Annotated in this window: 18 protein-coding genes and 2 tRNA genes; 12 read left to right on the plus strand and 8 right to left on the minus strand. The window is 57.8% G+C overall.

The features are described 5' to 3' along the window. The first annotated feature begins 1 nt into the window (after position 1). The 7 genes from msub_RS01345 to pyrF all read left to right on the plus strand — a co-directional run bounded on the left by msub_RS01345 (position 2) and on the right by pyrF (position 7,442). The gene (locus msub_RS01345; protein WP_048494360.1) at positions 2–2,230 is read left to right on the plus strand and encodes a bifunctional prephenate dehydrogenase/3-phosphoshikimate 1-carboxyvinyltransferase; all 2,229 of its coding nucleotides are present in this window, start codon (positions 2–4) and stop codon (positions 2,228–2,230) included. Next, entirely contained in the window at positions 2,230–2,910 is a 681-nt protein-coding gene (cmk, locus tag msub_RS01350; RefSeq protein WP_048496913.1) for a (d)CMP kinase, read from the plus strand. The genes msub_RS01345 and cmk overlap by 1 nt, the downstream gene beginning before the upstream one ends. A gap of 130 nt (positions 2,911–3,040) precedes the next feature. Continuing rightward, positions 3,041–4,735, plus strand: coding sequence for a 30S ribosomal protein S1 (rpsA, locus tag msub_RS01355; RefSeq protein WP_048494361.1), 1,695 nt, complete (start codon positions 3,041–3,043; stop codon positions 4,733–4,735). Positions 4,736–4,870: 135 nt separating this feature from the next. After that, complete coding sequence (locus tag msub_RS01360) at positions 4,871–5,167, plus strand: integration host factor subunit beta (RefSeq protein ID WP_048494362.1); 297 nt, start codon at positions 4,871–4,873, stop codon at positions 5,165–5,167. Positions 5,168–5,227: 60 nt separating this feature from the next. Further along, positions 5,228–5,530 carry a LapA family protein gene (locus msub_RS01365; RefSeq protein ID WP_048494363.1) on the plus strand — a complete coding sequence of 101 codons (303 nt, stop codon included), beginning with the start codon at positions 5,228–5,230 and terminating at the stop codon, positions 5,528–5,530. After that, on the plus strand, positions 5,530–6,699 hold the full coding sequence (lapB, locus tag msub_RS01370; protein WP_048494364.1) for a lipopolysaccharide assembly protein LapB: 1,170 nt from the start codon (positions 5,530–5,532) through the stop codon (positions 6,697–6,699). Before msub_RS01365 ends, lapB begins: the two co-directional genes overlap by 1 nt. Positions 6,700–6,731: 32 nt before the next feature. Continuing rightward, positions 6,732–7,442 carry an orotidine-5'-phosphate decarboxylase gene (pyrF, locus tag msub_RS01375; protein ID WP_048496914.1) on the plus strand — a complete coding sequence of 237 codons (711 nt, stop codon included), beginning with the start codon at positions 6,732–6,734 and terminating at the stop codon, positions 7,440–7,442. A gap of 653 nt (positions 7,443–8,095) precedes the next feature. Here pyrF and msub_RS01380 read toward each other — a convergent pair. Together msub_RS01380 and msub_RS01385 are read right to left on the minus strand one after the other, a co-directional pair. Continuing rightward, positions 8,096–8,171 (minus strand) — tRNA-Asn (locus msub_RS01380). A 70-nt stretch (positions 8,172–8,241) separates the two neighbouring features. Beyond that, on the minus strand, positions 8,242–9,426 hold the full coding sequence (locus msub_RS01385) for a pyridoxal phosphate-dependent aminotransferase (protein ID WP_048494365.1): 1,185 nt from the start codon (positions 9,424–9,426) through the stop codon (positions 8,242–8,244). Positions 9,427–9,609: 183 nt separating this feature from the next. On the opposite strand from msub_RS01385, the gene uvrB reads away from it, so the two are divergent. After that, positions 9,610–11,670, plus strand: coding sequence for an excinuclease ABC subunit UvrB (gene uvrB, locus msub_RS01390; RefSeq protein WP_048494366.1), 2,061 nt, complete (start codon positions 9,610–9,612; stop codon positions 11,668–11,670). A gap of 43 nt (positions 11,671–11,713) precedes the next feature. Here uvrB and rimI read toward each other — a convergent pair whose 3' ends face one another. Beyond that, positions 11,714–12,826 (minus strand): ribosomal protein S18-alanine N-acetyltransferase, encoded by a 1,113-nt coding sequence (rimI, locus tag msub_RS01395; RefSeq protein ID WP_048494367.1) that lies wholly within the window; start codon positions 12,824–12,826, stop codon positions 11,714–11,716. 201 nt (positions 12,827–13,027) lie between these two features. On the opposite strand from rimI, the gene msub_RS01400 reads away from it, so the two are divergent. Further along, on the plus strand, positions 13,028–14,527 hold the full coding sequence (locus msub_RS01400; protein WP_048494368.1) for a RimK family protein: 1,500 nt from the start codon (positions 13,028–13,030) through the stop codon (positions 14,525–14,527). Between the two features lie 15 nt (positions 14,528–14,542). Here msub_RS01400 and msub_RS01405 read toward each other — a convergent pair whose 3' ends face one another. Next, complete coding sequence (locus msub_RS01405; RefSeq protein WP_048494369.1) at positions 14,543–15,703, minus strand: cation diffusion facilitator family transporter; 1,161 nt, start codon at positions 15,701–15,703, stop codon at positions 14,543–14,545. Positions 15,704–16,113: 410 nt separating this feature from the next. On the opposite strand from msub_RS01405, the gene msub_RS01410 reads away from it, so the two are divergent. Then, the gene (locus msub_RS01410; protein ID WP_048494370.1) at positions 16,114–17,133 is read left to right on the plus strand and encodes a quinone-dependent dihydroorotate dehydrogenase; all 1,020 of its coding nucleotides are present in this window, start codon (positions 16,114–16,116) and stop codon (positions 17,131–17,133) included. Between the two features lie 172 nt (positions 17,134–17,305). Here msub_RS01410 and rmf read toward each other — a convergent pair whose 3' ends face one another. Beyond that, positions 17,306–17,518 (minus strand): ribosome modulation factor, encoded by a 213-nt coding sequence (gene rmf / locus msub_RS01415; RefSeq protein ID WP_048494371.1) that lies wholly within the window; start codon positions 17,516–17,518, stop codon positions 17,306–17,308. Between the two features lie 319 nt (positions 17,519–17,837). Between rmf and rlmKL the strand changes: the two genes are divergently transcribed. Beyond that, positions 17,838–20,012 carry a bifunctional 23S rRNA (guanine(2069)-N(7))-methyltransferase RlmK/23S rRNA (guanine(2445)-N(2))-methyltransferase RlmL gene (gene rlmKL / locus msub_RS01420; RefSeq protein WP_048494372.1) on the plus strand — a complete coding sequence of 725 codons (2,175 nt, stop codon included), beginning with the start codon at positions 17,838–17,840 and terminating at the stop codon, positions 20,010–20,012. 144 nt (positions 20,013–20,156) lie between these two features. On the opposite strand, the gene msub_RS01425 is transcribed toward rlmKL, so the two are convergent. Both msub_RS01425 and msub_RS01430 read right to left on the minus strand, forming a co-directional pair. After that, positions 20,157–20,765: an outer membrane beta-barrel protein gene (locus tag msub_RS01425; protein WP_048494373.1), complete on the minus strand. Its 609-nt coding sequence runs from the start codon at positions 20,763–20,765 to the stop codon at positions 20,157–20,159. A 103-nt stretch (positions 20,766–20,868) separates the two neighbouring features. After that, complete coding sequence (locus tag msub_RS01430; protein WP_048494374.1) at positions 20,869–21,357, minus strand: hypothetical protein; 489 nt, start codon at positions 21,355–21,357, stop codon at positions 20,869–20,871. 121 nt (positions 21,358–21,478) lie between these two features. Here msub_RS01430 and msub_RS01435 point away from each other — a divergent pair, with 121 nt between their 5' ends. Further along, on the plus strand, positions 21,479–22,768 hold the full coding sequence (locus msub_RS01435) for a M18 family aminopeptidase (RefSeq protein ID WP_048494375.1): 1,290 nt from the start codon (positions 21,479–21,481) through the stop codon (positions 22,766–22,768). Between the two features lie 56 nt (positions 22,769–22,824). On the opposite strand, the gene msub_RS01440 is transcribed toward msub_RS01435, so the two are convergent. Further along, positions 22,825–22,900, minus strand: a tRNA-Asn gene (locus msub_RS01440). Between the last annotated feature and the right edge of the window lie 20 nt (positions 22,901–22,920).

The raw sequence follows: 22,920 nt of genomic DNA on the forward strand, positions 1-22,920 counted from the left end.
AATGGCGCTTTCCGAACCTCTGTTCAAACGGGTTGCCGTCATTGGTCTGGGACTGATCGGTGGCTCGCTGGCCAGCGCAATCCGGCGCAACGGCCTGGCCAGTACCGTGGTTGGTGTGGACCAGCGTGCTGAGGAGTTACAGCTCGGAAAAGTGCTCGGGATTGTCGATGAAACGGCCTTTACGGTGGCCGAGGCGGTTCAGGGGGCTGACCTGGTGGTGCTTGCGGTGCCGGTTCGGGCCACTCGCGCTGTTCTCGAGGAAGTTCGGACAGTTCTGGAGCCGGGCGCCGTTCTGACGGACGTTGGTAGCACCAAGTCCAGCTTTGTGGCAGATGTTGAGGCGGTCTTTGGTTGCCTGTCGCCACTGGTGATTCCCGGCCATCCGATTGCCGGCTCGGAAAAGAGCGGTATCCACGCGGCTGATCCGGAGCTTTTCGCCCATCACAAGGTCATTCTCACGCCCCCGGATAACGTCAGTGAGCCCCATCTGGCCAGGCTCAAAGCGCTTTGGGAAGGCTGCGGCGCCACGGTGCTGACGATGTCCGTGGCCTATCACGACGAAGTGCTGGCGGCCACCAGCCATTTGCCCCACCTGATTGCGTTTTCCCTGGTTGATACGCTGGCGGGGGAAGACGAGAACATGGATATTTTCCGTTATGCTGCCGGTGGCTTCCGGGACTTTACCCGGATTGCGGCCAGTGATCCGGTGATGTGGCACGATATCTTTCTGTCGAACCGCGAGGCGGTTCTTCGCGTTATCGACCATTTCACGCACGACCTGGAACAGCTGCGCACCGCCATTGCCAATCAGGACAGTGCAACCCTGTTACGGGTTTTCAGTCGCGCCAAGGCGGCGCGTGAACATTTTTCCAAGATGCTCTCAGGACAGGCTTACGTGACAAAAAACAGTGAAAAGCAGGTGACGTTCCGTCTTCAGCCCGGTGGCGCGATTTCCGGCGATATCCGCGTGCCGGGTGACAAATCCATGTCCCACCGCTCGATCATGCTCGGTGCGCTTGCCGACGGTGTAACCGAGGTCAAGGGCTTCCTGGAAGGCGAGGACAGCCTGGCTACCCTTCAGGCGTTCCGGGATATGGGGGTAACCATCGAGGGTCCGGAGGATGGCTTTGTCCGGATTCACGGTGTGGGCATGCACGGCCTGCAGGCGCCCCGTGGCCCGTTGTACCTCGGCAATTCGGGAACCGCGATGCGGTTGTTTGCCGGACTGCTCGCGGCCCAGCCCTTCGATTCCGAGCTGACTGGCGACGCCAGTCTGTCAGGGCGTCCCATGGGCCGGGTGGCGGATCCTTTACGGGCCATGGGCGCAGTGATAGATACCGCTGAAGGCGGGCGCCCGCCGCTCAGGATCCGGGGTGGCCAGAAGCTTTCCGGAATCCATTATGAGATGCCGGTGGCCAGTGCCCAGGTCAAATCCTGCCTGTTGCTGGCAGGGCTCTACGCCGAAGGCAGTACTTCTGTTACCGAGCCGGCACCCACGCGCGACCATACCGAGCGCATGCTGGCGGGCTTTGGCTACCACGTACACCGTGACGGTGCGACCGCCAGTGTCAGCGGCGGGGACAAGCTGACGGCCACCAATATTGACGTACCGGCTGACATTTCCTCCTCTGCGTTTTTCCTGGTGGCGGCCAGTATTGCGCCCGGGTCCGACCTGATCCTGCGTCATGTCGGGATGAACCCGACCCGTGTCGGTGTCATCAATATCCTGCGGCAGATGGGTGCCAACATCGAGGTTCTGGACGAGCGTGAAATTGGTGGTGAGCCGGTCGCCGACCTGCGGGTTCGTTCCGCAGAACTGCGGGGAATTGATATTCCGGAAGACCAGGTTCCGCTGGCGATTGACGAGTTCCCGGTTCTGTTTATTGCGGCAACCTGCGCCAATGGCCGCACGGTGCTTCGCGGTGCGGAAGAGTTGCGGGTGAAGGAAAGTGACCGGATCCAGGTGATGGCCGACGGGCTCGCGGCCGTAGGTGTGGAGACAACCGTAACACCCGGTGGCATCATCATAGACGGTGGCCAGACTATTGGTGGTGGCACCGTCAACAGCCACGGTGACCACCGTATCGCCATGTCCTTCGCCGTTGCATCGCTTCGGTCCAGGGGCGAGATCATGGTGACCGACTGCGCTAATGTGGCAACGTCTTTCCCCGGATTTGTGGAACTTGCCAGGGGTACGGGGATCAATATCTCAGCCGAGGGGGCTGAATGATGGTGGATCGCAATGCACCGGTCATTGCCGTGGACGGCCCCGGTGGTTCCGGTAAAGGGACGATTACCCAGATGCTGGCCAGAAAACTGGGCTGGCACTTGCTGGACAGCGGGGCCCTGTACCGGCTTACGGCATTGGCCGCCCTCCGCCAGGGAGTGTCTCTGGACGATGAAGAAGGCCTGGTGAGAGTTGCCGCCGGGCTGGATGTGGCCTTTGAACCGACGCCCGAAGGTGAGCCGGTGAAGGTGATTCTGGCGGGGCAGGATGTGACCGCAGATATACGTACGGAATCAACGGGCGACAACGCCTCGAAGGTGGCTGTGATCCAGCCGGTTCGCGACGCGCTGTTGCAGCGCCAGCGGGACTTCCGGCAGGCTCCGGGCCTGGTGGCCGATGGCCGCGACATGGGCACGGTGGTGTTCCCGGATGCGCCGGTCAAGATTTTCCTGACGGCAAGTGCCGAGGAGAGGGCCCGGCGGCGTTACAGCCAGTTGAAGGGCGCAGGTGTCGATGTTAACATTGACGCCCTTTTAGAGGAGATACGGGTTCGTGATGAACGGGATATGAACCGTTCCGCTGCCCCTCTCAAACCCGCGGATGATGCGCAAGTCATTGATTCTACGGGGTTGAGTATAGAAGAGGTGTTAGACAGGTGTATGGCCGCAGCAGGTCAGGCCTGACTACACCTTTTTGTCGTTGAAATGCCGGATCCAGCGTTATCTGCCAGCCACAGGCTTGATCCGGAACTTATTAACAGACCGTGTTGCTGGTGGCACGGAGTACACTTGCGTTGATCATATAGGACTCATAATGAGCGAGAGCTTTGCGGATCTTTTTGAAGAAAGCCTGAAAGAAATTGACATGCAGCCAGGTTCCATCGTCCAGGGAACCGTAGTGGATGTCGACAACGACTGGGTCACCGTTAACGCCGGGCTGAAGTCCGAAGGCGTTATCCCCGCCTCCCAGTTCCTGAACGAAAAAGGCGAGTTGGAAATTGCTATCGGCGATGTTGTCGATGTAGCTCTCGACGCTGTGGAAGACGGTTTCGGTGAAACCCGTCTGTCCCGTGAAAAGGCCAAGCGTGCAGAATCCTGGAAAGTGCTCGAGAAGTCTTTCGAAGCCGAGGAAGTGGTTAAGGGTATCATCAATGGCAAGGTCAAGGGTGGTTTCACCGTCGATCTGGCCGGTATCCGTGCCTTCCTGCCGGGCTCTCTGGTAGATGTTCGTCCGGTTCGCGATACCGCGCACCTGGAGAACAAGGAACTCGAATTCAAGGTTATCAAGCTCGACCAGAAGCGTAACAACGTGGTTGTTTCCCGCCGCGCCGTTCTGGAAGCTGAAAACAGTGCCGAGCGTGAAGCTTTGCTGGAAACCCTCACCGAGGGTATGGAAATCAAGGGTATCGTCAAGAACCTGACCGACTACGGTGCATTCGTGGATCTGGGCGGTGTTGACGGCCTGCTGCACATTACCGATATGGCCTGGAAGCGCATCAAGCATCCGAGCGAAATCGTCAACGTGGGCGATGAGATCAGCGTCAAGGTTCTGAAGTTTGATCGTGAGCGCAACCGTGTATCCCTCGGCCTGAAGCAGCTGGGCGAAGATCCCTGGGTCGATATCAAGGGTCGTTATCCCGAAGGCAGCAAGGTTACTGCCCGCGTTACCAACCTGACGGATTACGGCTGCTTTGCCGAGCTGGAAGAAGGTGTTGAAGGTCTGGTTCACGTCTCTGAAATGGACTGGACCAACAAGAACATCCATCCGTCCAAGGTTGTCCAGGTGGGCGACGAAGTGGGCGTGATGATTCTGGATATCGACGAGGAGCGTCGTCGTATCTCCCTGGGTATCAAGCAGTGCGTGTCCAACCCGTGGGAAGATTTCTCCAGCAACTTCAACAAGGGCGACCGCATCTCCGGCAAGATCAAGTCAATTACTGACTTCGGTATCTTCATCGGTCTGGACGGCGGCATCGACGGTCTGGTTCACCTGTCTGACATCAGCTGGAACGAGACTGGTGAAGAAGCGGTTCGTGAATACAAGAAGGGTGACGAAGTTGAAACCGTTATCCTGTCTGTTGATCCGGAGCGTGAGCGTATCTCCCTGGGCATCAAGCAGCTCGAGAGCGATCCGTTCGCCGAGTTTGTCCAACTGAACGACAAGGGCTCTATCGTCAAGGGTACTGTCTCCGCGGTTGATGCCAAGGCAGCGACCATTGCCCTGAATGATGAAGTTGAAGCTGTACTGAAAGCCTCTGAAATCAGCCGGGACCGCGTTGAAGACGCACGCAACGCGCTGAAGGAAGGCGAAGAAGTAGAAGCCAAGATCATCAGCATTGATCGCAAGAACCGCATTATCAACCTGTCTGTGAAGTCCAAAGATGTTGAGGACGACAAGCAGGCACTGGAAAATGTGCGGACCAAAACTGCCGAAACGTCTTCTGGTGCGACCACCATTGGTGATCTCATCAAGGAGCAGATGCAGCAGCAAAACGCCAACAAGGAATAAATTTCCGGTTGGTACGAAAAAAAACGGGCTCTAAGAGCCCGTTTTTTTTGTGTTTTTTTCTGGTTTGGCTAAACTAGGTAGTCATGGGAATCCGGTAACAGACGGCCGAATAATAACGAAAGAGGGAATCGCCTCATGACGAAGTCCGAATTGGTTGAGCTGATTGCGTCCAAGCAGACGCAGCTCTCCGTTAAAGATGTCGAACTGGCTGTAAAAACCATCATTGAGCACATGTCCCAGTCGCTCGCTGATGGACAGAGAATCGAGATTCGGGGATTTGGCAGTTTTTCCCTTCATCACCGGGCGGCACGGACCGGTCGCAACCCGAAAACGGGTGAATCTGTGCAGTTACCCGCCAAGTTTGTGCCGCATTTCAAGCCGGGAAAGGAATTGAGAGAGCAGGTGAACGACAGTCTCAAGAAAGGCTTTTAACAGCTGCTCAGGGAATGCGTATAATCCGGGCTCAAACGGCCCTTTGGGAGTGCTATCGCTATGGCAGGATTGCAGAAAATCCTCATTATTCTGTTGGTTTTGGTCCTGGTTCTGCTGGCGCTGGTGTTCTCACTGAATAATCAAATGGCAGTTTCCCTCAACTTCCTGTTGTTTGAAACCCAGCCTCATGGCATTGCCGTCTGGATCATCATGGCCTTTGTTATCGGTGCGCTGGTTGGCGTATTGATTACCACGCTGGCCACAATCCGTACCTCGGTATCCCGGCGAGCCCTCCAGAAACGACTTGATCGTGCCGAGCAGGCATTGGAGAAATCCCGGGCCCAGAACGACCGGACGCTTTAATGGATATTGTACTTCAGTGGCTGCTGCTGACAGTTGCGGTTGCTGTTGGGTGGCTGGTCGGCAGGCTGGGGAACAATGACAGCCGAGGCGGGAAAACCATTGCGGATGAAGATTCGGTCAGGGATCGTCTCCAGTTTCTTTTCACCAACTATTCTGATCAGGCCGTCGAGAATTTTGTTCAGTCGCTTGCTGTCAACAAGGACACGGTCAGCCTCCACCTCTCCATTGGCAGTCATTTTCGCAATAAAGGCGAAACAGACAGAGCCATACTGATTCATCAGAACCTTCTGGCCAGGCCCGAACTCCCACCACGCTTTTCGCCGCAGGTAACGCTTGAGCTTGCGCGGGATTACCTCAATGCCGGTTTGCTGGATCGAGCGGAGGCATTACTACACCAGCTGATGGGCGACCGCGACTACGGCCGGAGTTCGGCCCAGCAACTGATCGACCTGTACCAGCAGGAGAAGGAGTGGGGCAAAGCTTCAGAGGTAGCAAGAACACTAACCCGTGGCGATGCGGATCCGGGAATGTATAAAGTTCTGGCCTACCTGACCTGTGAACTCGCGGAAGAGGCACTCAAGCATGATGACCGCTGGGCGGCTCAGAAGCTCGCCAAAGAGGCGCTGGACTACGATCGGTCTTGCGTGCGCGCTTCCCTGATTCTGATGAAGCTGCTGGTCCGCCAGGGCAGTTTCCGGGAAGCGGGTAACCAGAGCCTGAAGGTTTTTGATCAGAATCCCGAGTTTGGCCCGGAAGCCATTGATCGCCTGATGAAGCTGGAACATGAGCATGGCGATATTGGTCGACTGGCAAAAAAGCTTCGCAAACTTTATGAAAGCTATCCCAGCACCAGCCTTCTGTTGGCCCTGGTGGAGTCGGTTGAGCGCGCCTCCGGCCGCTCCGCCGCTATCGACCTGCTGCGGCAGGAACTGGAAACCCGCCCGAGCGTGCGCGGCCTTTTGCGGCTGGTAGAAATGGCGGGCTACGAGAAGGGCATGACCTCAGACGAGGGGCGCCTGGTAAGCCGCATTGGCCACCTGATCCTCACCAATCGCCCGGTCTATCGTTGTGTCAGTTGTGGTTTCTCCGGGCGCCAGTTGCACTGGCTGTGCCCAAGCTGCAAGCAATGGGAAACCGTCCGCCCGATTCAGGGCGTGGAAGCCGAATAAACCTTTCCAGAAATTCCGTAGGACAATTGAACGTGCAAACCGCTAACGATCCCAAGATCATCGTCGCCCTAGACTTTCCTTCCCAGAATCCGGCCTTGGAGCTGGTAGAAAAACTGGACCCGGCGAAATGCCGCCTGAAAGTGGGCAAGGAACTGTTCACCCGCTCCGGCCCGCAATTGGTTGAGGGGTTGCAGAAGCGTGGATTCGATGTGTTTCTGGATCTGAAATTCCACGATATCCCGAACACCACATCGGCAGCGGTTGCAGCCGCTGCCGACCTTGGTGTCTGGATGGTGAACGTCCATGCCTCTGGCGGCGAGAAAATGATGAATGCCTGCCGGGAGAGACTGGAAGCCTTCGGAGCGGATCGGCCACTTCTGATCGCCGTCACCGTGCTGACCAGCATGACCGCCGACGACCTGGCCGACATCGGCATCACCGGTTCCCCGGAGGCCCAGGTATCACGCCTGGCAACCCTCACCAAAAACTGCGGCCTCGACGGCGTCGTCTGTTCCGCGCAGGAGGCACCGAAGCTCAAAGCCGAGCAGGGCGCCGACTTCAAGCTGATCACACCGGGCATTCGGCCGCTGTCTGCCGACAGGGGCGACCAGCAGCGCATCATGACCCCCGCAGATGCCCTCAAGGCCGGTTCCGATTACCTGGTGATTGGCCGCCCGATTACTCAGGCGTCTGACCCGCTGGCTGCTTTGGAGGCTATTCACTCAGAGGTGATAGGGCTCTAGTTCTGTCCGGAATTTGAGTCCTGACCTAGCCTTCGAGCTTGGAGGCTGGTGCTGTGGGGGCGCCCTCCCAAAAACCGCTACGAGCACGTCCATGTGCGCTTGACTGTGGCCATCCATGGCCACAGACATTTTTGGGAGGGCGCCCCCACAGCACCGTCTCGGCCAAGGCAACTATAGTCGACCTTTTTAAACCAGAAGTAGGTCGGATTAGCGCAGCGTAATCCGACGATGAAGATTGCTAAATTGGCGTTCAACGAATTTGTCGGATTACGCCGGGCTAATCCGACCTACCGGTTATCCGTTTCCACAAGGTACGTTGTTGTTTGAGGACGCCCGCATGGTCAGAACGGTGTGGCTGGCATGGCTTTCCAAAACTGTAGAGGGCCATGGACGGCCCGAAACAAGCGCACATGGGTGAGACCGAGCGTTTATGAAGCGAAGCTTCATGCGACAGCCGAACGACTGCAATCTGTGATTGCAGGCTGGACCCCGACGGGGTGCTTGTAGCGTGTTTTGGAAAGCCATGACAGCCGCACCAGTCCCGCCAATGAGCAGGCTAGGGCAGGACTAGATCCAAACAGCAAAAAGGCAGAATCAAAAGCCGGGCAATAAAAAACCCGCTAACTCAGAGAATTAGCGGGCTTTCAGAATAGTGGCTCCCCGAGCTGGGCTCGAACCAGCGACAAACGGATTAACAGTCCGTTGCTCTACCAACTGAGCTATCGGGGAACGTCGTCGTGTGACGAGGCGCGTATATTAAGTTGGCTATACCGCCCCGTCAACCCCTGGCCAGAAGTTTTTAGCCGAGCGCTTTCTGCAAACGCTCGATGGCCTTTTCCAGGTTTTCCATGCTGGTGGCAAAGCTCAGGCGCATGTGGCCCGGGCAGCCGAAGGCGGAGCCTGGTACCAGCGCCACACCGGCGTCTGTCAGCAGTTTTTCAGCGAATTCCACATCATTGCTGATACTGGAATCGGCATCGATGGCGCCCTGGAAGCTCGGGAATACGTAGAAGGTTCCGTCGCCGTTCAGGCACTCAACGCCCGGCAGCTTGTTCAGCGCCTTTACCAGCCAGTCGTGACGCTCCTTGAAGGCCTTGACCATTTCGCCGACGCAGGCCTGATCGCCATCCAGCGCTGCAACTGCAGCCGCCTGGGAGATGGAGGCCGGGTTGGAGGTGCTCTGGGACTGGATTTTCTTCATGGCACCAATGATTTTCGCGGGGCCTGCCGCGTAGCCGATACGCCAGCCAGTCATCGAGTAGGCCTTGGACACACCATTCAGTACGAAGGTGCGATCATACAGCTTGGGCGTTGCGTTCAGGATGTTGCAGAACGGCTTTCCGGTCCACAGGATCGGTTCATACATGTCGTCGGTGGCGATCATGATGTGCGGGTGCTTTTTCAGTACCTCGCCGATGGCCTGCAGCTCTTCCAGGGTGTAGGCCATGCCGCTGGGGTTCGAGGGGCTGTTGATCACGAACAGTCGGGTGCGCTCGGTGATGGCGTTTTCCAGCTGTTCCGGGGTGATCTTGAAGCGGGTCTCTGCACCGGTTTCGATAATGACCGGTTTGCCTTCGGCAACCAGCACCATGTCCGGGTAGGAAACCCAGTAAGGTGCGGGGATGATGGCTTCGTCGCCGGCATTCAATGTGGCCAGTGCCAGGTTGAAAAAGCTCTGTTTGCCACCACTGCTTACCAGGATCTGGTTGGCTTCATAATCCAGGCCGTTGTCCCGTTTGAACTTCGCGATAATCGCTTTCTTCAGGGCAGGCGTACCATCAACGGCGGTGTACTTGGTCTGGCCATTATTAATGGCTTCAATGGCTGCCTGTTTGATGTGATCGGGGGTATCGAAGTCCGGCTCGCCAGCACCCAGGCCAATGATATCCTGGCCGGCTGCGCGGAGTTCCGCAGCCTTGTTGGTGACTGCGAGGGTGGGAGAGGGCTTGATCGCCTGTACTCGGCTGGAAAGTTGAAGGTCCAAACTTGCGCTCCTTAAAGCTGCGTCTGATAGGGCTGCGACCGCCGGGTGCCAGTGCTGCTGGCTGATTTTTGCCCAGCCGTCGATCGCACTGATGGTATCATGAAGCCAGCGTATCGCTAAATTTCTCTGATGGTAGGGGCTAACGTGTCCCGCCATCGGTTTTACCGGAGGTTTCCGCCAGTTATGGCCAGCAATCAGCCCACTGTGTCCACCAGAGAAGGTCTGTTCAAAGTCGATTCGCCGTTCGAGCCGGCAGGCGATCAGCCCAAGGCGATTGAGGGGCTGGTGGATGGCATCCACTCCGGCCTGGCACATCAGACCCTGCTGGGGGTAACCGGCTCCGGTAAAACGTTCACCATTGCCAACGTGATCCAGCACATCCAGCGGCCAACGATCGTCATGGCCCACAACAAGACGCTGGCGGCGCAGTTGTACGGTGAGTTTCGTGAATTTTTTCCGGACAATGCGGTGGAATATTTCGTTTCCTACTACGACTACTACCAGCCGGAGGCCTATGTACCTTCCTCGGACACGTTTATCGAGAAGGACGCCTCAATTAACGAACATATTGAACAGATGCGGCTTTCCGCCACCAAGGCGCTGCTGGAGCGGCCTGATGCCATCATTGTGGCGACGGTCTCTTCAATCTATGGTCTCGGTGATCCGCAATCCTATCTGAAGATGATGCTGCACCTGGACAGGGGCGATCAGATCGACCAGCGGTTTATCCTAAGGCGGCTTGCAGAGCTGCAGTACACCCGGAACGACATTGAGTTTCACCGGGCCAACTACCGGGTGCGCGGCGATGTGATCGATGTGTTTCCGGCGGAATCGGAGAAAGAAGCCATACGCATCGAACTGTTCGACGACGAGGTGGAGAATCTCAGCTATTTCGATCCGCTGACCGGCGAGGTATTGCGCCGGGTGCCCCGGGTAACCATTTATCCGAAGTCGCACTATGTGACGCCCCGGCAGACGGTGCTTGATGCCATAGAGCACATCAAGGTGGAGCTGGACGAGCGGCTTCAGCAGTTGCGGGACAACAACCGACTGGTGGAAGCGCAGCGACTGGAAGAGCGCACCCGATATGATATCGAAATGATGTTGGAGCTGGGCTACTGCAACGGCATCGAGAACTACTCGCGCTACCTCTCCGGCCGTCGCCCGGGGGAGGCGCCACCGACCCTGTTCGACTACCTGCCGCCCAATGCCTTGCTGGTGGTGGATGAATCCCATGTGACCATCCCGCAGATCGGCGCCATGTACAAGGGCGACCGGTCACGGAAGGAAACCCTGGTGGAGTATGGGTTCCGGCTGCCATCGGCGCTGGATAACCGGCCGATGCGATTCGAGGAGTGGGAGCGTATTGCGCCGCAGATGATTTTTGTCTCTGCAACGCCGGGTAACTACGAAGCCGAGCACGCAGGGCAGGTGGTGGAGCAGGTGGTAAGGCCCACCGGGTTGCTGGACCCTGAAATCGAGGTTCGGCCGGCGTCCACTCAGGTGGATGACCTGCTGTCCGAAATTCACGCCCGGGTGAAAGTGAAGGAACGGGTTTTGGTGACCACGCTCACCAAACGCATGGCCGAAGACCTGACCGACTTCATGATGGAGCACGATATCAAGGTGCGGTATCTGCACTCGGACATCGACACCGTGGAGCGGGTTGAGATCATCCGGGATCTACGCCGGGGCGAGTTTGATGTGCTGGTGGGTATCAACTTGCTGCGCGAAGGGCTGGATATGCCCGAGGTGTCGCTGGTTGCGATTCTGGATGCGGACAAGGAAGGCTTCTTGCGTTCCGAGCGCTCACTGATCCAGACCATGGGCCGCGCCGCGCGAAACCTGCATGGCAAGGCCATTCTCTACGGTGACCGGGTTACCGGCTCCATGCAGCGGGCCATCGATGAGACCGAGCGCCGTCGCGCCAAGCAGGAAGCCCACAACCTGGAGCATGGCATTACGCCCCAGGGGCTGAACAAGAAGATTGCGGACATCATGGAAGGTGCTGGCGGTGGCGGCCGCGGTCGCCGCAAGGCAGAGCGTCCAGGCCAGAAGGCGGCCGAGGAGGCGGAGCAGTATCGGGCCAAGGTTGGTAACCGGTCTCCCGAGGAGGTGCTCAAGGAGGTTTCGCGCCTTGAGGACGAGATGTACAAGGCCGCATCCGAGCTGGATTTCGAGACGGCGGCGCGCCTTCGGGATGACATTCACGAATTGAAAGAGGCGGCACTACGTACCGGCTAGTGCGGGTTTTGGTCTATGTAGCCGGCTCTATTCAGCCCAGGCGTTATCGCTTGGGCCCTACAATCACTGCTGCTTGCAGCGGCTGATTTCTTCCGTACCGGGAGATCTGGTTGAATACCCGTTTGTCCACGGGCAGGTATTGCTTGTCGGCGACGGTTTCGCCGACTTCCACGTCTATTTCCGGATCGTGCAGGTACACGAACTGATCATCGATGGCACATACGGTTACCCAGTGGGGCACACGGCTGCGGTTCAGTTGCCAGGTGCTGATCAGGATGACCGGTACCCGGCCATTGTGCAGTGCATCTTCCATGGCTTCCAGGGTGAGCGGGTCGTGGTGGAGTTCAATGCCGGTCTGGCCTATGTCGTGCAGAAAGCCCTCATGGACCAGCTCCAGAACCCGTTTCTTGTCCTCGCTCCGGACCGTGTCTTTGAACAGGGCCCCCTCCATGCTTATCCACGCGCTGGCTTCAAAGCCCCGATTCCAGGCCGAGAGCGCCAGGCCGTGAGGGCCGCTGCCGCCGTGGCCGGCGAGCATGAAGATGGTGGTTGCCTCTCGCCAGATTTTCAGTTCTTCCAGGGTGGTGAGCGGTTGTTGCTCATCCAGAGCGGCCATCGCCATGATCAGGGCGGCAGGCCCGCAGGAAAAGTCGGTGGTCTGGGGATAATAGGGCACCGCCGGGAATTGTCGGGAGGGCTCATAGAACAGAATCCGCCGCTCAAAACGCAGGGCATCCCCGTGGTCTTCGTAATAGTCCCGGTAGGTTCCGAACTGGCGATACCCAAGGCGTTTGTACAGGTTGATGGCGCCGGGGTTATCCTCACGGACTTCCAGCCGCATGACGATACGGCCTGCTTCCGCAGCTTCTGATTCAGCTTCCCGAACCAGCTTTTCGCCCACACCCTGGCCGCGTGCGGCCGGCGAGACTGCAATGGAGTAGATCCGGGCCAGCCGGGTAGCAGCGCTCATCAGGACAAGGCAGTAACCAACCAGCTCACCGCTATTTTCCGCGATGATCAGCCGATCGCGGGGCATGTCCAGAAAGCGCCGGAAGCTACGCCGGGAAAGCCGGTCCTCGGTAAAACACCGGTTTTCGAGCGCGATCAGGGCGTCCAGGTCTTTGCTGGTGGCTTGCCGAAGCTGGGGGTCAGGCATGTAAAGGTGGCCTTGAGAGGATCTTTGAGGGCGTGCTGGTAGGCTTCCCATATCCGGCTATTATGGTAGAGAGTTCCTGGTACGCATAGCCTGCAAGCATTCGTAAAAGCACGCATTATTGACCGATTGTGCCGTGAATGTTAGCAGCGTAATGTGACGACCTCTAACACCGACAACAACCTTCAGGGAGAGATTCCTTTCATGTCCCGACTGCTTATCGTAGTGGACCGCGCGAAAGACTGGGCACCGTACTATCCGAGTGAAGACGTCCTGACTTTTGACCAGTATCTTCAATTTTCGGCACCGCCATCCAGCCGGGTGAGGGTGATCAATCTTTGCCAGAGCGCCAAATATCTGAGCAGGGGCTATTATTGCTCATTGCTGGCTGAAGCTCGCGGCCACCACGTTGTTCCCTCGGTGATGACCCTCAACGATCTGAGCCGAAAGGGCCTGTTCTCCCTGGAGCTGGAAGAGCTGGATGCCAGTGTGATCAACTGGCTTGAAGCCGCTGGCTCGGCGATTGATCCGGCCACGGATGAGCGGGATGCAACCCACGAAGTAAAGATACGTACTTACTTTGGCCAGTCTGAGCACCAGGACCTGAAGCCGGTTGCCAGAGCTCTGTTTGAACGCTTCCCCTGTCCGATTCTTGAAATCGTTTTCAAACGCCGCAAGCAGTGGCAGATTGAATCCATGAAGCCGGCAGCGCCGGCCGATCTGGGCGAGCATGAGCAGGACGCGTTCGCTGCCTCTCTGGATCGTTTCAGCAGCATGATCTGGCGCAAACCCCGGACACGCAGGCGCTACCGGTTTGATCTGGCTGTCCTTGTCAATCCGGATGAGGAGATGCCGCCAAGCGACAAGGTTGCCCTGAAGCGGTTTGAGAAAGCTGGCCGAAAACTGGGTATCAATGTGGAACAGATCACCCGCCGGGACTACATGCGCCTGCCGGAATACGACGGCCTGTTCATCCGGGAAACCACAGCCATTGACCATCACACCTACCGGTTCGCCCGCAAGGCCGATGCCGAGGGCATGGTGGTGATTGATGATCCGGTGTCGATCCTGAAGTGCACCAACAAGGTGTTCCTGGCGGATCTGCTAAAGAACAACAAGGTTCCGACGCCCAAGACGCTGATTCTCTCAAAGGATCAGAAGGATGCTGTCGAGCAGGTCATCCGGGATCTGGGCTTCCCGGTAGTCATCAAGATCCCGGACGGTGCATTTTCCCGCGGCGTTACCAAGGCCGAAGATGAAAAATCCCTGCGTGCCGGCCTGCGGGAGCTGTTCAAGCAGTCTGCGCTGGTGCTGGCCCAGGAATACCTATATACCGATTACGACTGGCGGATTGGTGTGCTGGGTGGTCGAGCCATCTACGCCTGCAAGTATATGATGGTGAAAGGTCACTGGCAGATTTACCAGCATGGCGAATCGGCAAGCGAGAGCGGCGGTTTCGAGACCATGCCCACCTACGAGGTGCCAAGGAACGTCATCCAGGCTGCTTTGAATGCCACCAGGTTGATCGGTAACGGGCTGTACGGTGTGGACATCAAGCAGTCGGGAAACCGGGTTGCGGTAATCGAGGTGAATGACAACCCCAGCATTGATGCCGGGGTTGAGGACAAATTCCTTGGCGGGGAGCTCTACACCCTGATCATGCAGGAGTTCCTGTCCCGAATGGAAGAGAATCGGCGCCGATAGGCGCCCGACCTCTGCTCAGGGCCCGCTGATCCACACCCGGATACTGCCAAACCAGGGGTACTCCGCCAGTTGCTCGCGGATATTTGCTGCGGTCAATGCAGTGCTTGTCACCGGCTCCTCCAGGAACAGTTCCAAGTGTACCTTGTTCTTCAGGTAATGGAGCCGCAGGCGGCTGTGGGCTGGCAACTCTCCGAGACGTTGTGCCATGACCGCCCGGATGTCTTCCCTGGACGGCAATTGTTCTGAGGTCAGGGGCTGGTCTTCGTCGTTTTCGGCGTCAATATGGAAATTGATGTACCGGATGTTGTCCAGGGCGTCCCGCATGCCCGAAACCACCTGCATGCCGATCTGGTGGCCTTCCGACACGCTGATTTCCGGCCGGACCACAAGATGGATATCCAGCAGAATGTCGTGGCCCATCCGGCGGCTGCGAAGCTCGTGAACGTTTCGTACACCGTTGGTGTCCCGGGCAATGCTCTTGAGCATTTTCGTGTCTTCCGGAGAAAGTCCGGTGTCCACAAGCTCCTTCACGCTGTCCCAGGTGAATTTCCAGCCTATATGGATGATGATGCCGGCAATGATCACGGCCGCGAACACATCCAGCCAAAGCATACCCATCATCGCCCCGGCGGTAGAGACCACGACAACCACGGAAGAGAACGCGTCAGTCCGGCTGTGCCAGGCATTGGCAATGATCAGGTCTGATTTGATGGCCACGCCAACCTCGCGGGTATAGCGGTAAATCCATTCCTTGCCGACAACGGAGGCCCCTGCAGCCACCAGGACCGGCCAGCCAGGCATGGTCTCCACGCCGCCCTCGATAAGGCGGAGGGTGTTTTCCCAGGCGAGGGCCGCACCCACGGCGATCAGGATACTGCCCAGCACCAGGGTGCCAAAGGTTTCGATCCGCTGGTGGCCGTAGGGATGATCGTCGTCCGGCTCCTGACGGGAAACCTTCATTACACCAAGAACCACCAGATCCGAGGCAACGTCGGAAAACGAGTGTATCCCGTCTACGATCAGGGCCTGGGAATGAAAAAGAGCACCTCCAATGACTTTAATGATGCCAAGAACGGCATCAAGAACCATCCCGATAATGGTGACCCGAGACGCGGCCTTCATTTCAACGGCCAGGCTCTCCCGATGTTGTTGTGCCGGGGAGATGGGTTCTTGCATGGGGGTAGACTCCGGATTGGGTGACGGTGGCCAGTATAACGTTATTCCGACGTTTTTTGGCAGACCCGCCCAACCCCCGGAATTGCAATGATTTATGCACATCTTTGCAAAGTGATGACCGGGTAACATTTTGTACAGGTTTTGTCGATGGCTATACGAAAATCACGTAAATTGCTGAAATAAAAGGATAAAATAACTGGTTAAAAAGTGATCAATCTGTAGGCTGGCGCAGTTATCAAGGGGTGGCACACGTTGCCCCGGGATTTTCAACAGGGTTATCCACAGATTCCGTGGAAAAGGTCACGAGACTGCCATCATACAGTCATTTAGCGCTGATTTTGTTTTGCCCCGGGATGCTGTGGAAAACTTCCGGTATACTCCGGCCTCTTGAACGAAGGGAGTTTTCTCAGATGTACGGCGTTATCCGCAACCTGCTTTTCCGCCTTCCGCCGGAACAGGCTCATAATATTGCATTGAATGGTCTTGATATTGCTCATCGGCTGGGCGTTTTGAGCGCTTTTTCGCCAAAGATAGATTCATTGCCAGTGAATGTTATGGGTCTGGAATTTCCGAACCCGGTGGGGCTGGCTGCAGGTCTCGACAAAAACGCAGATCACCTGGATGCGCTGGGCGATCTGGGGTTCGGGTTTATCGAGGTGGGGACAGTCACGCCGCTGGCGCAACCCGGTAACCCGAAGCCACGGATGTTCAGGTTGCCGGAGCATAAGGCCATCATTAACCGGATGGGCTTTAATAATGAGGGGCTGGCGCATCTGCTGGCACGAGTGGATCGTCGTCGCTACCGGGGCGTGCTCGGAATCAATGTGGGCAAGAACAAGGACACGCCGAATGACCAGTCCGAGTCGGATTACCGGAAGGGGATTTCGGCTGTTTACACACGGGCGGATTACATCACGGTGAACGTCTCGTCGCCCAACACGCCCGGGCTACGGGATCTGCAGTTCGGTGATTCTTTGAAAGAGCTGCTGGCGGCGATTAAGGATGAACAGCTCAAATGTGAAGCACAACATGGTCGGTATGTGCCGGTTGCCGTGAAGATTGCCCCGGACATGGATGATGAGGGCATCCGCTTTGTCGCTGCTGCCCTGCGGGACACCGGACTGGACGGCGTGATTGCCACCAACACCACGGTCAGTCGTGATGCCGTGGCCGGTCACCGTCATGCCGAAGAAGCCGGCGGGCTCAGCGGAGCTCCGGTCAGGGAGGCCTCCCTGAGAGTCATCAGGGGGCTTTACGCCGAGCTGGGTGAAACCCTGCCGATTATTGGCGTGGGTGGAATCACAGATGGTGAGAGTGCTGCGGAGAAAATCCATGCGGGCGCGAAGCTGGTACAGGTGTACACCGGGTTTATCTATCGTGGGCCGGAACTGATCAGGGAAGCGGTGGAGGCTATTCGGCGGGTGAAGTAGATTCGGTTGCCCCAGAACGAAGGTGGGCCCGCTTGGCGGGCCCTTGCGGGGAATGAACCCCGTGGCGCTTCATCGCATGTTACGGGGCGGGAGGCCCCGTTTGGGTTGCTCTGATTACTGCGTCAAATTGTGTAGAAAAAGATCAGATTAAGATTCGGGGTTAGATCAGGCGTCACGCCGTCGTAACGTTGGCCAGTCTGTGAATGCCGGATACGCCGGTCATGCCCTCCCATTGATCTGTGCGGCCTTCTCGCCACCCGTTCAACCATTCCTGGCGGACTTCCGCCTGTTCGAGCGGGCAGCTGTCTTTGGATTTACCGGACACGCCAGCGAGATAACCCCGCTTGAATGCACGAGCGTACATGTCTCTTTTCTGTCTTTTCATGCCGTTCCTCACTGATGGATTAACAGAACAAGCGTGTACACTTCTGCGGTGGCTGAGAAGAGGGAGATCCACTCCGGGATAACCCACTATTGTCAGCTCAAGCCAGAGCAGTCAGGATCCTGTTAACGGGAGGTTTGTTACCTTCCCGAACGACGCGTCACTTACAAGGTAAGTCGAACATCGCGGGGATGTACACTATTTATTTCATCTATGTGGCGCTTTTTTTATAGTTATGTGAAATAAGAATGCGTAGCGTATTTCAGGAACAGCTGGCATTCCGCAAACTTACCCCACGCCGCCATTGAACCAGGAGTTGATCTTGTCCAAATCTGTCTTTTTCGTAACCTGCCCGAAGGGGGTTGAATACCTCCTGGCAGACGAGCTGAATACGTTTGGGCTGGCTACGGTTCGAAACGCGCCGGCTGGGGTCTGGGTGGAGGGCCCCCTGGAGGGAGGTTACCGGACCTGTCTCTGGTCGCGGCTGGCCAACCGGGTAATCCTGCATATTGATGAAGTGGCCGCCACCAGTGGCGATGAGCTCTATGACGGCGTGGTACACATGGACTGGCAGCAGCACATTCCGGTGCATGGCAGCTTCCGGGTGACCTTCCTGGGTCAGAACGATGCGATCCGCAACACCCAGTATGGCGCCCAGCGGGTCAAGGACGGCATCGTCGACCGGTTCCAGGCCAACGGCGGGCCGCGGCCTTCGGTGGATGCCAAGAATCCCGATGTCATCATATCGGCCCGTCTTAACCGGGGGCGGCTGGCTCTGGGTATCGATCTCAGCGGCCACAGCCTGCATATGCGGGGCTACCGGACGGACCAGGGCATTGCGCCTCTGAAAGAGAACCTGGCCGCGGCACTGTTGATGCGCTCGGGCTGGCCGGAGATCAGTGCGGCCGGTGGTGATTTTGTGGACCCCATGTGTGGTTCGGGTACGCTGGTTATCGAGGCCGCCATGATGGCCCTGGACCTGGCCCCTGGCCGGAAGCAGGAACGGTTCGGATTCGAACAGTGGCCGGGGCATCAGCCCGACCTCTGGCTGTCGCTCCGGCAGGAAGCGGAACGTCGCGCCCATGAGGGTAAACAGAACCGCATTCCCAGGTTTGCCGGGTTTGACCAGGACAGCCGGGTGATTGCTACAGCCTGGAAGAACATTCAGCGGGCAGGGCTGGAAGACCTGGTGCGCGTCGAGGCGAGACCGGTAGAGAGCCTGCAACTGGAAGGTGACTGGGCAGGGCGGGGGCTGGTGCTCACCAATCCGCCCTACGGCGAGCGGCTGAGCGAACGCAGGGAACTGGGTGCGCTCTATCAGTCCCTCGGCGATGCCGTTAAGCGGGTTGTGCCCGGCTGGCGCCTGGGCGTGTTCACCGGTGCGCCGGAGTTTGGCAAATCCATTGGATTGCGCAGCTACAAGCAGTACCGGTTGTTCAACGGCAAGCTGCCCGCCCAGTTGCTGCTTTTCGAGGTCAATGATGCCAGTGTCATGACGCCCCGGGAGCCCAATGTTCCCGGTGAGGTGACGCCTCGTATTGCCAACGAGGAACGTGCGGCCATGTTGCGCAACCGATTGAAGAAAAACGTGAAGACCATTGGCCAGTGGGCGAGAAAGCAGGATATCGGTTGCTACCGCCTGTACGATGCGGACATGCCGGAGTTTGCCCTGGCGATTGATATCTACGAGGGGCGGGTGCACGTTCAGGAGTATGCTGCGCCAAAGTCCATCGACGAGCGCTCAGCCCGCGAACGACTGGCGGAAGCCCTGTCGGTTATCCCCGAAGCACTGGGGATCGAGCGGGAGAATATGGTGTGCAAGCAGCGCCAGCGCCAGACGGGTACCAGCCAGTATGAGAAACAGGCCGCAAGTGGTGAGTTTTTCAGGGTTCACGAGTACGGCTGCGTGCTCAAGGTGAACCTGAAGGACTATCTGGATACCGGGTTGTTCCTGGACCATCGCCCGGTAAGGCACTGGATTCAGCAGCATGCGGCCAACAAGCGGTTCCTGAACCTGTTCTGTTACACAGGCGCTGCGACGGTACACGCTGCAGTGGGTGGTGCCAGCCGTTCACTGAGCCTGGACATGTCGAAGACCTACGTCAGCTGGGCCGAGGATAATCTCGCGCTGAACCGGGCGGATCCAAAGAAGCATCGCGTAGAGCAGGCCGATTGCCTGGCTTGGCTGGCGGACCGATCGACCGCCGACCAGCGTTTTGATCTGATTTTCATGGATCCGCCCACCTTCTCGAACTCAGCGAGGATGGCCGGGGTGCTGGATATCCAGAAGGACCACCCGGCGCTGGTCAGGCAGGCCATGGCGCGGTTGAGTTCCGACGGCTTGCTGATCTTTTCCAACAATTTCCGGCGGTTCAAGCTGGAAGAGGCGCTTGAAGGTGAGTTTGAAATAGCCGAGGTCACCCGGGATACCCTCGACAAGGATTTCCAGCGCAACGCGAGGATCCACCGGTGCTGGCATATTCGCCACAAGGCTTAACGGGTATCGAATAGTAGGGCGGATTAGCGAAGCGTACTCCGACAATCTGGTGATACCCAATGCCGGTGATGTTTTGTCGGATTACGCTTCGCTAGTCCGACCTACATTCAATCCGGGCTACTTCTTGATGGTGCTGATGCTTTATCAGAACTCGTAGCGCACGCCGCCAGAGAACTGGAATGTATTCACATCCGAGCCGGTGTCCTTGAACAGCTTCCCGCCTTCAAACACCAGGTAGGTGTCGTCCATCACTTCAAAATCCAGGCCAGCGAGCCAGCTCACACTGAAGCCACTCTCAGGGAATTCGCCTTCCAGGTCGAGGAAGGGCTTGTTGCGATTATTGTCAGGGTCGCTGATGTCACCTTCGCCGTGGATATACGAGAAACCGAACTGACCGTAGAGGTTGGCGTAGTCGGTGATGGGGTAGTGCAGGCCCATGTACCAGCTGGCATAGTAGTCGACCGCGAGGGTGAGATCACTTCGCGGGACGTCGGCATCCTTGAAGCCGCCCCCGGCCCGGAGCTCGGCATGGAACAGGTCGTTCAGGTGGCCGCCCACCACAAGCGTGCCGCCGGTGCCCCAGGCGCTTTCATTGGCATCTTCGCCGACGGACCGGTGGTTGAAGGAGGTCACCATCAGGCTGATGTAGTGTTTGTCCGACCTGGGGGCTTCCTCGGCCAGGGTAGCCTGGGAGGCGAGAATCAGGGCGGGGGCCAGCGCGGTGGTTAAAAGCGTTCGCACAACCTTGTTCATTGTTATCGGGCTTCCTGACGTGGGCGAATACGGCCTGATTCTGCCTTGCGTAACCGTTTGTTACGTCGACCCGTGTCACACTTCCCTGTGCCCATTCAGCTGGTCAGAGGTCTTCGTCGAACAGTCCTTCTTCGCGCGCCATCAGGAGCAGGGCATAGACGCCGTTTTCCGGCAGTTGGGGTTCCAGGGTTTCCTCGAACAGCAACTGGCGGCGTCGGTCTTCCAGGGTTTCGCTGTCCAGCCCGGTGATAAGTTCGCTGATCGGGGCGATTTCGAAGGGGGCTTCCTGGTCCACTGCGGTGAAAATCAGGTCTATCAAGATCTCGTCCGGGTCCAGGCCGTCTACGTATACGGTCTGGTCGGGCAGATCCTGGTGCAGTTCCCGGGTGAGCTCGATCAGGGGCACGCCCTGTTCCTCAAGGTAAAGCAGGTCGATATCGCCCAGGTCGCCGTCTTCCGGAAGCCAGTCGTCGGACGGCGCGATCACCACGGTTTTCATGCGGCCGTCTTCCAGCGACCAGGCCATGGCGGTCGGGAACAGGGTGTCGTCGGTCTGGCAATATTCGATGTCGAGAAATCTCGGTGCAGGCACAGTGGGCTCCCGGTGGTGGTGGATTTGTGATCCGGTTATAGGGAATGTCCGTTGACCCAGTATGAGGCTTTGCGGCTTCATGCCATACTGGTGAAGCAATTATCTTTCAATCAGGGACATCATGGAACACGCTGAATTCAACAAAGATTTACTGAAGTTTCTGACCACCTCCCCCACACCCTGGCATGCCGTGGCAACCATGAAGCAACGGTTGGATGCCGCCGGCTTCCAGGCTTTGGATGAGCGCGAGGACTGGACTCTGGCGCCGAACCAGGGCTATTACGTGATCCGCAACGGCTCGTCGATGGTGGCTTTTCGCACCGGTGGCAAGGATGTCAAGGCATCTGGAATCCGAATGGTGGGTGCTCATACCGACAGCCCCTGCCTGAAGGTGAAGCCGAATCCCGAGTTGCGTCGCAAGGGGTTTTTCCAGTTGGGTGTCGAGGTTTACGGCGGTGTTCTGCTCAACCCCTGGTTTGATCGTGATCTTTCGCTGGCGGGCCGGGTTACCGTGCTGGATGAGGACGACAAGGTTCGCGATACCCTGGTGGATTTCCGCAAGCCTGTGGCGTTTATTCCCAGCCTCGCCATCCACCTGGACCGGGAGGCCAACAGCAACCGCACGGTAAACGCCCAGACCGACCTGCCGCCTTTACTGATGCAGGTGCCGGAGAGTGACACGACCAGTTTCCTTGATCTGCTGTCACAGCAGATCAAGGACGAATCGGGCCTCAGTATCCGGAAGGTGCTGGGTTACGAACTGAGTTTCTACGATGCCCAGGCAGCTTCTTTCGTGGGTCTGCGGGATGAATTCATTGCCTCTGCGCGGCTGGACAACCTGTTGAGCTGTTACATCGGCCTGCAGGCTCTGCTGAAAGCGTCCGGCGACGAGGCGGCGCTGCTGGTGTGTAATGACCATGAAGAGGTCGGCAGCATGTCGGCCGAAGGCGCCCAGGGCCCGTTCCTGACGGCCGTTCTGGATCGCTGGGCCGGTCCCGGAAAGGCCCGGGCGATTGCCCGCTCCATGATGGTGTCGGCCGACAATGCCCATGGCGTTCACCCGAACTACATGGACAAACACGATGAGAATCACGGCCCGATTCTGAACCATGGCCCGGTCATCAAGGTCAACCACAACCAGCGCTACGCCACTAACAGCCGGTCAGCAGCCGTGTATCGTCACATCAGCGACGAACTGGGCCTGCCGCACCAGACCTTTGTGGTGCGGAGCGACATGGGCTGTGGCAGTACCATCGGGCCACTGACGGCGGGCAATCTTGGCGTGACCACGCTGGATATTGGCGTGCCGCAGTTCGGGATGCACTCCATTCGGGAACTGGTCGGAACCGAGGATAGTTTCACCCTGTTCCGTGTGCTGACCGAGTTCATGCAGCGTGAGCAGGTTTTCTGAGGCTGGAAACGAAAAATGCCGCTGATTCAGAAGAAACAGCGGCATTCCGGAATAAGTGGCTCCCCGAGCTGGGCTCGAACCAGCGACAAACGGATTAACAGTCCGTTGCTCTACCAACTGAGCTATCGGGGAACAGCATCAATCGGCGCGCA

Origin of the sequence: Marinobacter subterrani, from assembly GCF_001045555.1 — a bacterium.
In the GTDB taxonomy this organism is placed as follows: domain Bacteria; phylum Pseudomonadota; class Gammaproteobacteria; order Pseudomonadales; family Oleiphilaceae; genus Marinobacter; species Marinobacter subterrani.